Annotated in this window: 16 protein-coding genes and 2 tRNA genes; 7 read left to right on the top strand and 11 right to left on the bottom strand. The window is 64.9% G+C overall.

The window, feature by feature from the left end; all coding sequences use genetic code 11:
• Window positions 1-116: 116 nt before the first annotated feature.
• The 4 genes from OKW43_RS26765 to OKW43_RS26750 form a co-directional block, all read right to left on the bottom strand.
• The gene (locus OKW43_RS26765) at window positions 117-575 is read right to left on the bottom strand and encodes a SixA phosphatase family protein (protein WP_429450769.1); all 459 of its coding nucleotides are present in this window, start codon (window positions 573-575) and stop codon (window positions 117-119) included.
• A 218-nt stretch (window positions 576-793) separates the two neighbouring features.
• Window positions 794-870, bottom strand: a tRNA-Pro gene (locus OKW43_RS26760).
• 110 nt (window positions 871-980) lie between these two features.
• Window positions 981-1,139 carry a DUF3309 family protein gene (locus OKW43_RS26755; RefSeq protein ID WP_429450767.1) on the bottom strand — a complete coding sequence of 53 codons (159 nt, stop codon included), beginning with the start codon at window positions 1,137-1,139 and terminating at the stop codon, window positions 981-983.
• Between the two features lie 349 nt (window positions 1,140-1,488).
• Complete coding sequence (locus tag OKW43_RS26750; protein ID WP_187634860.1) at window positions 1,489-1,665, bottom strand: hypothetical protein; 177 nt, start codon at window positions 1,663-1,665, stop codon at window positions 1,489-1,491.
• 181 nt (window positions 1,666-1,846) lie between these two features.
• Here OKW43_RS26750 and OKW43_RS26745 point away from each other — a divergent pair, with 181 nt between their 5' ends.
• A complete protein-coding gene (locus OKW43_RS26745; protein ID WP_187634861.1) occupies window positions 1,847-2,014 on the top strand; it encodes a hypothetical protein in 168 nt (55 codons plus the stop codon).
• Between the two features lie 290 nt (window positions 2,015-2,304).
• On the opposite strand, the gene OKW43_RS26740 is transcribed toward OKW43_RS26745, so the two are convergent.
• Window positions 2,305-3,699 (bottom strand): MATE family efflux transporter, encoded by a 1,395-nt coding sequence (locus OKW43_RS26740; RefSeq protein WP_429450764.1) that lies wholly within the window; start codon window positions 3,697-3,699, stop codon window positions 2,305-2,307.
• Entirely contained in the window at window positions 3,696-4,004 is a 309-nt protein-coding gene (locus OKW43_RS26735) for a DUF2288 domain-containing protein (RefSeq protein ID WP_429450762.1), read from the bottom strand. The genes OKW43_RS26740 and OKW43_RS26735 overlap by 4 nt, the downstream gene beginning before the upstream one ends.
• Before the next feature lie 664 nt (window positions 4,005-4,668).
• Between OKW43_RS26735 and OKW43_RS26730 the strand changes: the two genes are divergently transcribed.
• Complete coding sequence (locus OKW43_RS26730; protein WP_429450760.1) at window positions 4,669-4,944, top strand: hypothetical protein; 276 nt, start codon at window positions 4,669-4,671, stop codon at window positions 4,942-4,944.
• A 44-nt stretch (window positions 4,945-4,988) separates the two neighbouring features.
• Here OKW43_RS26730 and OKW43_RS26725 read toward each other — a convergent pair whose 3' ends face one another.
• From OKW43_RS26725 to OKW43_RS26715, 3 genes are all read right to left on the bottom strand, one after another.
• Entirely contained in the window at window positions 4,989-5,315 is a 327-nt protein-coding gene (locus OKW43_RS26725) for a hypothetical protein (protein WP_429450756.1), read from the bottom strand.
• Window positions 5,316-5,412: 97 nt separating this feature from the next.
• Entirely contained in the window at window positions 5,413-6,126 is a 714-nt protein-coding gene (locus tag OKW43_RS26720; RefSeq protein WP_429450754.1) for a peptidoglycan DD-metalloendopeptidase family protein, read from the bottom strand.
• A gap of 159 nt (window positions 6,127-6,285) precedes the next feature.
• Complete coding sequence (locus OKW43_RS26715; RefSeq protein WP_429450752.1) at window positions 6,286-7,194, bottom strand: aldose epimerase; 909 nt, start codon at window positions 7,192-7,194, stop codon at window positions 6,286-6,288.
• A 585-nt stretch (window positions 7,195-7,779) separates the two neighbouring features.
• Here OKW43_RS26715 and OKW43_RS26710 point away from each other — a divergent pair.
• The 5 genes from OKW43_RS26710 (at window position 7,780) to OKW43_RS26690 (ending at window position 11,572) form a co-directional block, all read left to right on the top strand.
• Entirely contained in the window at window positions 7,780-8,610 is an 831-nt protein-coding gene (locus OKW43_RS26710) for an undecaprenyl-diphosphate phosphatase (protein WP_187634866.1), read from the top strand.
• A gap of 119 nt (window positions 8,611-8,729) precedes the next feature.
• Window positions 8,730-8,806: transfer RNA gene (locus tag OKW43_RS26705), tRNA-Arg, on the top strand.
• A gap of 209 nt (window positions 8,807-9,015) precedes the next feature.
• Complete coding sequence (locus OKW43_RS26700; protein ID WP_429450750.1) at window positions 9,016-10,584, top strand: methyl-accepting chemotaxis protein; 1,569 nt, start codon at window positions 9,016-9,018, stop codon at window positions 10,582-10,584.
• A 108-nt stretch (window positions 10,585-10,692) separates the two neighbouring features.
• Window positions 10,693-11,076: a hypothetical protein gene (locus tag OKW43_RS26695; RefSeq protein ID WP_429450748.1), complete on the top strand. Its 384-nt coding sequence runs from the start codon at window positions 10,693-10,695 to the stop codon at window positions 11,074-11,076.
• Window positions 11,077-11,122: 46 nt separating this feature from the next.
• The gene (locus OKW43_RS26690) at window positions 11,123-11,572 is read left to right on the top strand and encodes an NUDIX hydrolase (protein WP_187634869.1); all 450 of its coding nucleotides are present in this window, start codon (window positions 11,123-11,125) and stop codon (window positions 11,570-11,572) included.
• 16 nt (window positions 11,573-11,588) lie between these two features.
• Here OKW43_RS26690 and OKW43_RS26685 read toward each other — a convergent pair whose 3' ends face one another.
• Window positions 11,589-12,482 carry a transporter substrate-binding domain-containing protein gene (locus OKW43_RS26685; RefSeq protein WP_429451796.1) on the bottom strand — a complete coding sequence of 298 codons (894 nt, stop codon included), beginning with the start codon at window positions 12,480-12,482 and terminating at the stop codon, window positions 11,589-11,591.
• A 200-nt stretch (window positions 12,483-12,682) separates the two neighbouring features.
• Window positions 12,683-14,407 (bottom strand): glutamine--tRNA ligase/YqeY domain fusion protein, encoded by a 1,725-nt coding sequence (locus OKW43_RS26680; protein WP_187634870.1) that lies wholly within the window; start codon window positions 14,405-14,407, stop codon window positions 12,683-12,685.
• Window positions 14,408-14,585: the final 178 nt, after the last annotated feature.

Genomic DNA, 14,585 nt, shown 5'->3' with positions numbered 1-14,585 from the left:
CCAATGTAGTAATGCGGGGTGACGCTCGCGTGGCAAAGCCGTGACGATTGGATGACTACCTGTAAGCCCTCGCGTGTGTGCCTGTCATGTCGGGTGCGCTGCGCGACGCGCGCGGGTCAGATCAGATCCGGACTGATGGCGGCGCGCAACAGCGCCTGTTGTTCGCCGTCGCGCTCGCGGCTCTCGATCCACCAGATGCCGGCTTTTTTCAGCGGCCAGCTTGCACGGCTGTCGCCGAGCAGTTGCGCGGCGACGTGGCCGAGCGTCGGTTGGTGACCGACGATCACCACCGTCTGCGCGATGCCGCCGGGCCAGCCGGCCGCTTCGAGGACGTCGTTCGCGCTTGCGTTTGGCGCGAGCTCGCGCACGACGCGATACTGGTCGCTCAACGTCTCGGCGGTCTGGATCGTGCGCACGGCGGGGCTCGCGAGGACGACCGCGTCGTCGGGCAGGCGGGCGCGCAGCCATTTCGCGGCGTTCTGCGCCTGCTTGCGGCCGCGCGTGGTGAGTGCGCGGGAGAGATCGCTCGCGGCGACATCTTCGGCTTCGGCGTGACGCCAGAGGATCAGGTCCATGGGAGTCTCCTTTTTAAGCGGCTTGGGATGCCGTTGCGGCGGGTTTGCGTTCGGTTTTGCACGTCCTCGGAGTGAGGTGCGTGCGCAATCACTGTCGCATGCGCGCGTGATGAAGTGCAAGGCGAGTGCCTGACGGACGTCGGCGTTTGAGCTAACCTGGGCCAAAAAGCAAAAAACCCGCGAAGCCGGTGGCTTCGCGGGTTTCCTGTTGCTTTTCGTGGTCGGAGCGATAGGATTCGAACCTACGACCCTCTGATCCCAAATCAGATGCGCTACCAGGCTGCGCTACGCTCCGACGAATCCGGGAGTATAGGGGGTTCGGACAGGAGCGTCAATCCGTGAGCGGGGCGAATCGTGCCGGCAACGAAATTTACTGCAGTGGGCTCGCGGTGGGCTCGGGGTGGCCTATATGCGCCCCAACAACAGCAGAACGATCACGATGATCAGCACGACGCCGACGAGCCCAGTCGGCCGATAGCCCCAGCCGCTGCTATACGGCCAGCTTGGCAACGCACCGATCAGCAGCAGGATGAGCACGATTAGCAGGATGGTTCCGACGGTCATGGCGTTCTCCTTTTTGAGGGGGCCGCGAAATCGCTGGCCGCATCGTCACGCTGGTTTGGCGCCTGTGCGCCGCGGCAATCGACGCGCGGGTCGCGCGCCGCTTGCTGGATCTGAATCAGCAAAGCATGTGCCTTTCAGAGCGTGACGCGGCGAAGCGTCGTCGTTGGATCTGTGCGTAGAAAGGGAATTGGAAAGGCATTGCGCCCGTCCAGCGCATAGCGAGCCGCGCGGCGCGCGCATGCGCCGCAACGACGGCCGTCGCGTCACCGAGCGGGCGCGCAACTGAGGCACCGTAACATGCCGGTGCCGCGACTAGAGGTCATTAAGTCCGGCTGAAAGATCACCCGGATCAATGCCGTGGACGCCTCCAATGCGGCATATGCAGATGCTGATGCGTCCAGTGATGCAGCATGCCCTCGCCATCGTGTTCACGCCGGTAGGTTCGCGATTCGAAAATCGACAACGCCAACAGCACGAACAGGCCTATTGCGAGCCCGATCAGGCCCGCGATCGATTCACCGTCCATGGCAGTCTCCCGGTAGGTCCAGCCATGAACCCATAGTAGCTCAGCTCCGGCGAAATCTCACGAAATGGAAACCGCGAGGCGCAAGCGCGCGTGATGGCGTCGCGGAACGCTCTTTGCGGGTAGACTCTCGGCGCGCCGGCGGACGTCCGTCCGCCATCCTTGTCCCGGAGACGATTGCAAAATGACCCGCGTTCTGACTCTTGCGTTGCTGTTGTGCGCCGGCGTTGCCGGCTGTGCCGGCAATCCGTCCGCGCATCGCGGCAACCCGCCACGCGATCCCGCCGACTATCACGGCGTGCCCACCGACGATCGGCCGCCCGCGATGGTGCCGGCACCCGTCGTACAGTGAGCGCTGTTTCAGCGAAGAGCGAGGAGCGCAGCCTGTGATGACGCCGTGCCGCGCAAGCGCCTGCCACGTGCAAACGCCGATGAAGTGACAACCACCGGGAAAGGGCGGGGGTGGGAAGGCGAAGCACCGGCGCGGGCACGCCGGCGCTTCTGACCCGCGCCGACTGTTCGCGCGGGGAGCACGGGCTAACAGGATTTTAGGACGCGCTCGTTATGCGATATGTATGCGCTTGTTTCAAGCCGTAACGGCCTGTCGTTCGGCGAACGGCCAACGAAGCGCTGCGCACCGCGCTAAGCGGCCGCAATCCCTCGCGACAGCCCCGGCAAATAACGCGCGAGCGTCATGCCGCGCGTAGCCATGAAGATCAGCAGCGCGATCCACAGCCCATGATTGCCGTGCAACGCGAGCAATGCCGATGAGGCCGCCACGAACACCGCAAGCGACACCACCATCGCCGTCATCAGCTCGCGCGTGCGCGTCGCGCCGATAAACACGCCGTCCAGCAGGAAGCCCCACACCGAGATCACTGGCGACAGCGCCGCCCACGGCAGATAGGTCTCGGCCGCGGCCCGTACCGCGGCCTGATCGGTCAGCCGCTCGATGATCCACGCGCCCGCGCCCCAGTACACGAACGAGAACCCGATCGCGCCGAGCGCCGACCACAGCGCGGTGACCGTGACCGCCTGTGCGAACGCGTGACGATCGCGCGCGCCGATCGCCGCGCCGACCAGCGCCTCGGCCGCGTGCGCGAAGCCGTCGAGCCCGTACGCCATGAAGGTCTGGAAATTGAGCAGTAACGCGTTCGCGGCGAGCGTCGCGTCGCCTTGGCGCGCGCCGAGATGCGCGAACCAGCCGAACGACGACAGCAGGCACAGCGTGCGCACGAAGATGTCGCGATTCAGCACGACGAGCCGCTTCAGCGCGGCGGCATCGAACAAGGCGGCGCGATTCAGCGCGGGCAGGCCGCGCGGCCTGCCGTGCCATAACAGGGCGAGGCCGAGCACGAAGCCGAGCGCATCGGCGGTCGCGGTGGCCGCGCCGATGCCGGCCACACCCCAATGAAACGCATACACGTACAGCAGCACCGCGACGATGTTCACGCTGTTGATGAACACCTGCGATAGCAACGCTAGCCGCACCCGCTGCGTGCCGAGCAGCCAGCCGAGCACCACGTAGTTGCCGAGCGCGAGCGGCGCCGCCCAGATGCGCGCGTGGCAATAAACCTGCGCGTGCCGCTGCACCGCGTCGCTGCCGCCGATCGCCCGCAGCGCGGAGTCGATCAGCGGTTGCTGCACGAGTAGCACCAGCGCGCCGATCGCGGCCGTCATCAGCAGTGCACGCACGACGGTGTTGCGCAGCTCGTCGCTATGGGCCGCGCCGTGCGCTTGCGCGACGAGGCCGGTCGTGCCCATGCGCAGGAAGCCGAAGCCCCAGAACACGAAGTTGAAGAAGAGCCCGCCGAGCGCGACGCCGCCGAGGTACGAGGCACCGTCCAGATGACCGGCGACGGCGGTATCGACCGCGCCGAGGATCGGCTGCGTCAGATTCGCGAGGACGATCGGGAACGCGAGCACGAGCACCCGGCGATGCCAGTGCACCGGCAGCCCGGGTGCGCTGGCTGAGTGCGCGGCCGCTTCGGGCGTCCCGGCTTCGGGCGTCCCGGCCTCGGGCGCGGCATCGCTCAAGAGCGCTCCTGCACGCAGACCCACGGCGAGACGACGACCGCCCACAGCTCGGGGTCGCGCGCAGCGAAATCGGCGGCCGTCTGCGACTGCACGCGCTCGACCAGGCCGGCCGACAACCATTGCGCGACCTGGGTGGTGTCGTCGTTGGCGATCGCTTCGGCGACGCTGACGAGATCGAGATCGCGCGCGACGCGCAACAGTATGCCGCGCGCAAAGAATCGTTCGAGTTCGCTCCAGCCGATCTTGGCGGTCTCGCCGAGCAGCTTCGCGTACAGGGGGCTTTGGGAGGCGTCGTGGGAAGTCATCGTAGGCGGGGTCGGACGGGCCGTCACTATAAACTATTGGCGCTGACCGCCGGGCCGCGCGGCGAGCTTGGGGCAACGCGCCGGGCAGTCTTTTGCGCATCATCGGACCAGTTCGGATTCTGAACCTGGATGGCGGCGGATTCAACGACGCGGGCACGCGAGCCGTGCAGCACACGACCGCGACCATTAATCGTCCGAATATTCATGGCTTAACGCACTTTGAATGCGATTTCAGGATTTTCCACGGAATTGTCGATGTCAAATGTTTCACTATTCGCGAATTTGTTGTGAAGCGATATCGAAGCTTATTCGGAGGCGTTGCCGTGACTAATCGATGCGTTACGTGCGTTTCCGCACCAAGTTAATATTCGCAACCAAAAGCGGCTTTATCAAGAAATGAGTTAGTGTTATTCGGCCAGACCACTTTCCTCTGCTGTTTTCGCGGAACTTTCCACCGATCCCCAAGAACATTAGCTGGTGCGAGGCTCGCACATTCCAGTTTCCATGAATTAGCGGCTTGAGTATTTCATCTGCGGCGCATTAGGCCGGTCTCATTCCGACATTTCCGATTCACGAATTGCGGAATCCGTACGCCGTGTAACGTTGACCGCAAAATTAATGGATTGCACTTGTAAATGCGGATTGTTAGATTCCGTTCTGGCGCATGGTGAACCGGTCCTTTGCCGATATGCGCCGAACCCCCGTTAGCCCGGCCCTCGTGCCGGGCTTTTTTTTGAATGGATTTACATGGATGTTTAATCTGCCCAACGATCTTCACCGTGAATTCACATACGCGGCCGATGATGGCGGATTACTTTTTCGGCGCGGGCTCATGACCGGGGTGATCGTCTTTGTCGGCGTGTGGGTGATCGCGCTCGCGTTGCTGCTGCGCTTCGCCGCGCGCATCGATCCGCGCTCGGGGCGCTTGCGACGCCGCTAACCGGCGACGCTATCCAGCCGGGCAGCCGCGCGGCGCTGCCGTCTTTATTGCCTGCAGCGAATCACCATCGAGCGATTTTTCACATTCGCGCCGAAGATCCCGCCGATTGTGCCGCCCGACGTCGCGCCGTTATCGACGTCTTTCGAAACCACGTCATATCCATAGTTGCCGCAGGCTTCGCCCGCGCGCTTGTAGCACTCGGCCCAGCTCGTGCCGGCGTCGCTGCCGCTGCAGTTGATCGCGAAGCCGGTGTCGCCGCTCGGCAGATAAGTCATCGTGGTCGTGGTCGAGCAGCCGCCGAGGCCGCCGAGCGTCAGCAGGCCAAGACCGATCATTGCAGCCGTCGCGACGCGCGCCAATGGGCTTTTCATTTCAGATTCCTTGCAAATAACGGAAGGGGCGTGGCACGCAGCCACGCCGCTTCGAAGTGAGGGTTTATAGCACGGCGGGCTCCCGCGTCCGCGCCGCTTAGCGCGGCGGCAGTTCCTTTGACGGATCGATCGAGCGGCCCTGGTAGCGCAGCTCGAAATGCAGCATCACGCGATCGGTATCGGTGTCACCCATTTCGGCGATTTTCTGGCCGCGCTGAACCGATTCGCCTTCCTTCACGAACAGGGCGCGGTTATGCGCGTAGGCGGTCAGGTAGTCGGCGTTGTGCTTGAGGATCAGCAGATTACCGTAGCCGCGCAGGCCGTTGCCCGCATAGACGACGGTTCCGGGCGCCGCCGCGACGATGGGCGTGCCGGCCGCCGCGGAAATATCGATGCCCTTCGAGTTGCCGCCGTCGAAACGGCGGAACACGGTGCCATCGGCCGGCCATACCAGCGAGATTGGCGCGGGCGCGGTGGCCGGCGCGGAGTCGGCGGGCGCAGCACGCGACGCAGCGGGTGCGCTCGCGCTGCCACTGCCGCCACCGCTGCGGATCGCGCCGCTGGTGGACGCCGCGCCGCCCGGCGGCGCGACACGCAGCACCTGGCCGACTTCGATGCTGTCGGGATTGGTCAGGTTGTTCCAGCGCGCGATGTTCTGCACCGATTGCCGGTTGCCGCGCGCGATTTTCGATAGCGTGTCGCCCCGTTCGACCCGGTAGTAGCCCGGCCCCACCGGCGCCGACCCGCACGCGGTGAGCAGCGCGAGCAACGCCGCGCAGCCGAGTCGTTTGATTCTTGTCGTTTCCAGCATTGGACCCCGCGAAGCGCTGCCGCGCGCCGATCCCGATCACGCGGCATAGTCAGACAAAGCGTTCGATTCTAACGGTTTTGTGTTGCGCCCCACCGGCGAGGGGGGCGAGGCGGCGGCGGGCGCGACCGCTTCGAACGGTTCGCCGCCGGCGTCGGCGTGTCAGCCGGTCTTCTCGACAGTCATGCGCAGTGCCGCCGTTTCGGTCTGGCCCGGTTCGAGCCAGCGCAAACCTCGGCCGTTATGGATCGCATCGGGCAGCCCGAGCCACGGCTCCACGCAGTAAAAGTCCGACTGCGGCGTTTCGGTCCACGTCGTCACCGCGTACCAGGGCACCGAGCCGGGCCGCTGCAAATCGATCGTGATCACGCGATGGATGCCCGGCGCCTCGACCCGTACCGGTCGGTCGGGGGTGCCGGTCAGGCAATGGAAGCGGTCGTGGATGCGGTCTTCGTCGAGCGTGTAGCTCGCTTCGCCCGGCTCGGCGGGGCTGATCGAGCCGTCATCGAGCTGACGGCACCGCTTGGTGCGCGGCAGCTCGATCGTCGTCCGCGCGCGCTGCGTATGCGGCAGCGTGAAGTAAAAATGATGACCGGCGTAGTAGGGCAGCCGCGTGTCGCCGGTATTGGTGGTGGTGAGCGTCACTTCGAGCGTGCGCGGATCGATCAGCGCGTAGGCGGCCTCGAAGCGGAAGCCGAACGGATAGAAGCCGCGGGTCGTTTCGCTGTCGGTCAGGACCATGCGCAGGCCGGCGCCATGCACGTCGGCGTGGGGCTCGAACGGCAGGTCGCGCGCGAAGCCGTGCATCGGCAGCTCGCGCACGGTGCCCTGCGCGTCGCGCCAATAGCCGATCTTGCCGTCGACGCGATGACGGCCGAGAAACGGAAACAGCAGCGGATTGCCGCCGCGAATCCGCGCGGGCACGCTCCAGTCGGCGCGCTCGGGCCAGTGAATCACCTCTTCGCCGTCGATCGTCCACGACAGCAGACGGCCGCCGGCCTGCGGCGAAAAACGGAGCACGGAGGCGTCCTGGGCGATCTCGAGAATGTCCTGTTCCGGGGAGAGAGGCATGGTCAATGGGTAGCCAGATAAAGGTTGAGGGTCGCGCAAAGGGGACGTGCGCGTGGGCCGCCCGGTCTGCATCGAAGCGGCGTTTCGCGCCACTCGCGCCGACCGCGTCGCGCGCGGCGAAACCGCGATTTTGCGCTGCTTTGCGCTACGGGGAAACCCTTCCCGGGAAATTGCGGGTGTCGGAAAAGGGCGAATCCTATTGATAATCCGCCTGAGCGTCCGGTCCATTCGACTCCCGGGCGAATCGGCTCAGGAGGCATCATGGATCTCGCAACGGCAATGGCGGTCGCCTTGTTCGGCATATTCACGGCCAGCACGTACTACTTCTTCCACTCGCTCAAACGCTGATCCCGCTGGTTTCATTCTCTGTTTCACAGCGCGCGCGACGAATCCGCCGCCCCGCTTTCTTGCTCCCGCGTAACAACGGTGTCGAGTTGTGACGCGGCGCGTCAATATTTCCCCGAATGTGGCCTAACCCGCTTGGCGCTGACTTTGCAGCCAGGCATAATCGGTGCGCCTTGACGCGCCGGCTTCGGTTTTTGTGCGGCGCGCAGTCCCCGACACTTTCCTTACAAGGACCGCCGCGTGAACCTGTCGTTTCTCATTTTTCTGAGTGTGCTGCAAGGCGTTACCGAACTGTTTCCGGTAAGCAGCCTCGGCCACACGCTGCTCGTGCCCGCGCTGTTCGGCATGCATATCGATAAGCATGCGCCGCAACTGCTGCCGTTCCTCGTCGCCCTGCATCTGGGCACCGCGTTCGCGCTGCTGTGGTACTTCCGCGAGCGCTGGTACGCGCTGGTGCGTGGTTTCTTCGCGTCGCTCGGCGGGCGCCGCAACGACGACGGCCACATGATGTGGGCGCTGATCATCGGTACGATACCGGCGGGTCTCGTCGGTCTCGTGCTGGAAAAACGCCTCGAGGCGCTTTTTCACGATCTGCGGATCGTCGCGATTGCGTTGATCGTCAACGGCGCACTGCTGTGGTTCGGCGATCGCCTGCAGCGCGCGCGCGCGCATCGGGCGCCGGAAAAGCTGACGTTCCGCCAGGCGTTCTTCGTCGGCCTCGCGCAAGTCGGCGCATTGATTCCGGGGTTCTCGCGCAGCGGCCTGACGATGATCGCTGGCAACGCGGCCGGCCTCACCACCGAGAAAGCCGCCGAGTTTTCGTTCCTGCTCGGCACGCCGATCATTTTCGCGGCCGGCGTGCTCGAAGTGCCGAAGCTGCTTCACGCGCCGAGCCAGCTCGTCGACGCGGTGCTCGGCGGCGTGCTGACCGCGATCGCGGCGTACCTGAGCGTGCGTTTCCTGATGCGCTATTTCGAAGGCCGCGGACGTCTCGCGTCGTTCGGCGCGTACTGCGCGATTGCGGGGATCCTGTTCCTCGGCTGGTTCCTGCTGCATCCGCAGCCGGTCTGAGCGCGCTGGGCGATCGGTTATAATCCGGGCCCGCCTGGTTGCAGGTCAGTTAGAATTTCAGTTTGTAGGAAATCGGGCGGCTCGTCGCGAGTGCCGGTTTCATGCAGATATCGATCCATACGGCAGTAGCTCAGCTGGATAGAGCATCGGCCTTCTAAGCCGAGGGTCGGGGGTTCGAGCCCCTCCTGCCGTACCAGAATCACCGAAGGGTTACAGGCCTCACGCCTGTAACCCTTTTTGTTTTTGTGCAATGTTGCGCGCGCGGTGGCGGCCACGCTGTCGCGTGTTCGCACGGCTCACTTCAGGTGTTTCCCGACTCAGGAAATCGCGCGCCAGGCCGTTAATGCCCGTTAATGCCCGTTAATGCGACAGAACCGTCTGACGCGCCGCGATGGAGGAACCCGCGTGAACCGACTTAGCCTCAACACCAAACTCTGGCTCGCGCTGCTGATTACGTGGCTCGGCCTGCTCGGCCTCGGCGGCTGGGCCGCGTGGCAGTCGCGCGCGACGATGCTCGCCGAGCGCAAGTCGGCGGTGCAAAACGTCGTCGAGTGCGCGTACAGCATCGTCGCCAACTACGCGCAGCGCGCCGACCAGCACGAGCTGACGCCCGAACAGGCGCGGCAGCAGGCGCTGGCGAGCCTGTCCGCGATGCGCTACCCCGGTAGCGGCTACATGATCGTGTCGACGGCTACGCCGGTCGTGATCATGCATCCGATGCTTGCCGATCTGCGCAACAAGGACGTGTCTCACTACGCGGACAGCGACGGCAAGCTGCTGTTCGTCGAGATGGTCAAGGTCGCCCAGGCGCGGGGCCAGGGCTTCGTCGACTACATGGGACGCCTCGCCGGCAACAACGAGCGCGTGCCGAAGATCAGCTTCGTCAAGCGCTTTCCCGCGTGGGACTGGTATCTGATCTCGGGCGTCTACGTAAACGACATCAACGCGGCGTTCCGCGCCGATCTGCTGCGCTATCTGTTGACCATCCTCGTGATCGGCAGCTTCAGCACCATTGCGCTCGTGCTGATCATCCGCAACGTGAAGCGCAGCCTCGGTGGGGAGCCCGCCTATGCGGCGAGCGTCGCGCAGACGATCGCCGATGGCGATCTGTCGAGCCCGGTCACACTCGCCGGCGACGATCGGGACAGCATGCTGTTCGCGATGCAGCGCATGCAGAGCCGCCTCGCCGACGCGATCCGGCGCATTCGCGGCGGCACCGAAACCATCACGGTCGCGGCGGAAGAGATCGCCGCGGGCAATCTGGATCTGTCGGCGCGAACCGAAGAGCAGGCGTCGTCGCTCGGCGAAACGGCCGCGAGCATGGAGCAGCTGACGGCCACCGTCAAGCAGAACGCCGACAACGCGCTGCAGGCCAATCGCATGGCGCGCTCCGCGTCGCAGCTCGCAGGCGAGGGCGGCGAGGCCGTGCAGCACGTTGTCGCGAACATGCAGAGCATCGCGGCGAGTTCGGCGCGGGTGGTCGATATCATCGGCGTGATCGAAAGCATCGCATTTCAGACCAACATCCTCGCGCTGAACGCGGCCGTCGAAGCCGCGCGCGCCGGCGAGGAGGGCCGCGGCTTCGCGGTCGTCGCGAGCGAAGTGCGCAATCTCGCGCGCCGCAGCGCCGACGCGGCCAAGGAGATCAAGACGCTGATCGAGCATTCGGTCGAGCGCGTCGGCAGCGGCAAGGCGCTCGTCGAGAAGGCGGGCGGCACGATGGCGTCGCTCGTCGATGCGGTGAAGCGCGTGACCGACGTGATCAGCGAGATCGCCGCCGCGTCCGACGAACAGAGCCGCGGCATCGAACAGGTCAATCTCGCAATCGCACAGATGGACGAGACCACGCAGCAGAACGCGGCGATGGTCGAGCAGGCGGCCGCCGCCGCGCAGTCGATGCAGGAGCAGGCGCAGATGCTGCGCGACGTCGTCAACACGTTCCGCCTGCAGGGGACGGCTGCCGCGCGTGGGTGAGCAGCGAGGGCCGCTGCCTGCCGAAATGTGCATGCTATGCTTTTGAGGTCTGGATCAAAAGCCGCAGTGCGCCCGTGCGCGCCGTGCTCACTTCGAGGAGAGTCCTTCATGTCGTCGCGAACCTGTGTGCTGTTCCACCTCAGTACCGCGAGCCTGCTGCTCGTTGCGGCGATCGGCGCGCAAGGGGCGAGCCTCGCCTTTCTGAACGACACGCCGATCACCTATATGAGACAGCGTGACAACGACTCGCTCAAGCATGCCGTCTTAAGCGCGCTCAATGACAGGAAGGACGGCGAGAGCTTCACGTGGGTCAACGACGGCACCGGCAATAGCGTGAAGATCGACGCGACCGTCACGATGGACAGCACCTCGACCGACGGCGGACGCGCCTGCCGCTCGCTCGCGGTCGTACTCAAGGCGAAAGGACAATCGATGAACCTGCGCCCGAACTTCTGCAAGGAAGGCGGCGCCTGGCAACTGCAGAAGCGTTGAGCATGCGCGAGCGCGGCCGGACAGGTGCATGCGGTGAGGCTGCGCGATGAGCCCGCGAATCGTCTCGTGCGGGATCGTGCTGCTCGATCCCGACGGACGCGTGCTGCTCGCGCACGCAACCGGAACGACGCACTGGGACATCCCGAAAGGACAGGGCGAGGAGGGCGAGGCGCCGCACGTGACCGCGCTGCGCGAGATGGTCGAGGAAACCGGCATCGCGCTCGATGCCGGTCGTCTGAAGGATCTCGGCCTGTTCGTCTACCGGCGCGACAAGGACCTGCATCTGTTCGCGGCGCGCGCGGGTGCCGACGAACTCGACCTGAGCACTTGCACCTGCACGTCGCTGTTTCCGCGTCGTTCGGACGGCACGCTGATCCCCGAAATGGACGACTACCGTTGGGCGTCGATCGATGAAATCGCGCGCTATGCGAGCCGTAGTCTGACGCGGCTCTTCGAGACGACGCTGTCGCTCGCGGACCTGCACCGCTCGCTATAGACGGCGCACGCCGCTTTCAATCGAGCGCGTGGTCGTTCGGATGCGCGAACAACGCGCGGTTCTGTTCCGACAGCGGGAAATTGACGTTGATGCCGTGCGGCGGAATCGGCTGCGTGAACCACTGCCGGTACAGACGTTCGGCGTCGCCCGACGTCTGCGAGTGCGCGATCACGCGATTCACCAGCGCGCGGAACGGCTCGTCGCCCTTGCGGAACATGCACGCATACACCTCGTAGCCGAGCGGCGTGCCCGTCACGATGAAATCGTCCGGATGCGGGTCGGTCGCCTTGAAACCGTAGACGATCGGCTCGTCCATCACGAACGCCACCGCGTGGCCTTCCTTCATCGCGTTGAAGGCGTCCTGATGATCGCGCACGCTCGTGATGCGCATGTTCAGCTGCTTGTCGGTGTTGAGTCTGCGCAGCAGGCGCTCGTCGGACGTGCCCGCGGTCGTCACGACCGGCTTGCCGGCCAGATCGGGGAAATCGGCGATGCCGCTGTTTTTGCGCGTGATCATGCGCACCGCGTACTGGAAAAAGCTGTCCGAAAACGCGGCGACGTTTTCGCGCTCGACCGTGTGCGTGGTCGAGCCGCATTCGAGGTCGATCTGGTTGTTCAGCAGCATCGGCGTGCGGTTCGACGACGTGATCGTGACTTCGTGAACCCGCAACTGCGACATGCCGAGCGCTTTTCTGACCTCATCGACGATCTGCATCGCGATGGTCTGCGAGTAGCCGACCGTGCGCTTGCCGTCGAAGTACGAGAACGGGATCGACGCTTCGCGCACGCCGAGCACGATGACGCCGTCGTCGTGGATCTTTCTCAGCGTACCGGTCAGTTCGTCCGCGCGGGCGGGGGCGGCGAACATGACCAGGCCGCAGGCGGCCAGCGCGAGCAGCACGCTGCGCATGCCGCGCGGCAGACGCGTGAAGTGTAAATAGCGCGGGCCCCGCGCGACGCGAACGGTGCCCACAGACCTTTCCCCGCGGCGGTCTGCAACCTTCATCGGACCTCCCGGACCGGCGCGCCCCAGGCGAGCGCGCAGTGAGTGTCGATCGAACATCCCGCAACCGGATCGGCCGGCAACGCCGGGACGTCGCTGACGCGAGCTTACGCCGGCTTGCCCCAACTGTCGCGCAGACTGACGATGCGGTTGAATACGGGCTTACCCGGCTTCGAATCGACGCGGTCGGCAACGAAGTAGCCGTGGCGCTCGAACTGGTAGCGCTGTTCCGGCAGCGCATGGCGCGCGCCGGTTTCGAGGTAGGCCTGGACCACGCGCTTCGAGTCCGGATTCAGCGCTTCGAGGAAGTCGCGTCCGCCGGCGTCCGGTTGCGGTTCCTTGAACAGCCGGTCGTAGATGCGCACTTCGGCCGGGCACGCGGCCGTCGCGCTGACCCAGTGGATGTTGCCCTTGACCTTGTAGTTGTTCGCGCCTTCGGTGCCCGATTTGCTGTCCGGGAAGTAGTTGCAGTGCACCGCGACGATGTTGCCGTTTTCGTCCGTGTCCGCGTGCGTGCATTCGATCACATAGCCGTAGCGCAGGCGCACCTTGTTGCCCGGGAACAGGCGGAAGTAGCCCTTCGGCGGCGTCTGCGTGAAGTCCTCGCGCTCGATCCACAGCTCGCGCGAAATCGGGAACTCGCGCAGGCCCTGTTCAGGGTGATGCGGGTGCACCGGCGCGCTGCACGGCTCGGTGAGGTTTTCGGGGAAGTTGTCGATGATCAGCTTGACCGGATCGAGCACGGCGGCGATGCGGGGTGCCTTCTCGTCGAGATCGTCGCGCAGCGCGCCTTCGAACACGCTCATGTCGATCCACGAGTCGACCTTGGTCACGCCGATGCGCTCGCAGAACAGCTGGATCGACTCGGGTGTGAAGCCGCGCCGGCGCAGGCCGACGATGGTCGGCATGCGCGGGTCGTCCCAGCCTTCCACATGGCCTTCGTTGACCAGTTGCAGCAGCTTGCGCTTGCTGGTGATCGCATAGGTCAGGTTCAGGCGCGAAAACTCGATTTGCTGCGGCAGCGGACGCCTGAAGACGCCGGCTTCGGCGAGCTCGTTCAGGATCCAGTCGTAGAGCGGCCGATGGTCTTCGAACTCGAGCGTGCACAGCGAATGCGTGATGTTTTCGAGCGCGTCCGAGATGCAGTGCGTGTAGTCGTACATCGGGTACACGCACCACGCGTCGCCGGTACGGTAGTGATGCGCGAAGCGGATGCGGTAGATGACCGGGTCGCGCATGTTGAAGTTCGGCGACGACATGTCGATCTTCGCGCGCAGCACGTGCTCGCCTTCCTTGAACTCGCCCGCCTTCATGCGGCGGAACAGATCGAGGTTTTCGTCGACCGAACGCTCGCGGAAACGCGACGGCGTGCCGACTTCGGTGGCCGAGCCGCGGTTCGCGCGGATTTCCTCGGCCGACTGGCTGTCCACATAAGCCTTGCCGCGCTGGATCAGCAGCTCGGCGAACTCGTACAGCTTGTCGTAGTAGTCGCTCGCGTAGTACAGATGCTCGGTGCGGTCTTTTTGCCATTCGAAGCCGAGCCAGCGCACCGAGTCGATGATCGAGTCGACGTACTCGACGCTTTCCTTCTCCGGATTGGTGTCGTCGAAGCGCAGATGGCACACGCCGCCGTAGCTGCGCGCGATGCCGAAGTTCAGGCAGATGCTCTTCGCGTGACCGATGTGCAGATAGCCGTTCGGCTCCGGCGGGAAGCGCGTTTCGACGCGCTGGCTCCATTTGCCGGTGCGGTTGTCGTCGTCGATGATGTTGCGGATGAAATTGGATGCCGCGGGCGCGTCGGTGCGTTCAGCGTCTTTGCGTTCGGTAGTCATGCGAGAAGATGAGAGTCCGTAGGGGCGCGCAATGCGCCCGCCTAGCCGTCAATTCTACCTGACGAGCCGGTTCGCGGCAGGTGCTTGCGGCGCGCAGCCAACGGCGGGGCGGGTTTGGCGCGGGTGCCGCAGTCAGCGCAGTGAGCGCGCGGGGCTGTAACAGGAGGTAAAACGGGTT

This window comes from Paraburkholderia sp. WC7.3g (assembly GCF_050436345.1).
Taxonomy (GTDB): domain Bacteria; phylum Pseudomonadota; class Gammaproteobacteria; order Burkholderiales; family Burkholderiaceae; genus Paraburkholderia; species Paraburkholderia podalyriae.
Note: the sequence above shows the minus strand (reverse complement) of the source record. Positions and strands in the feature narration are given on the sequence as shown.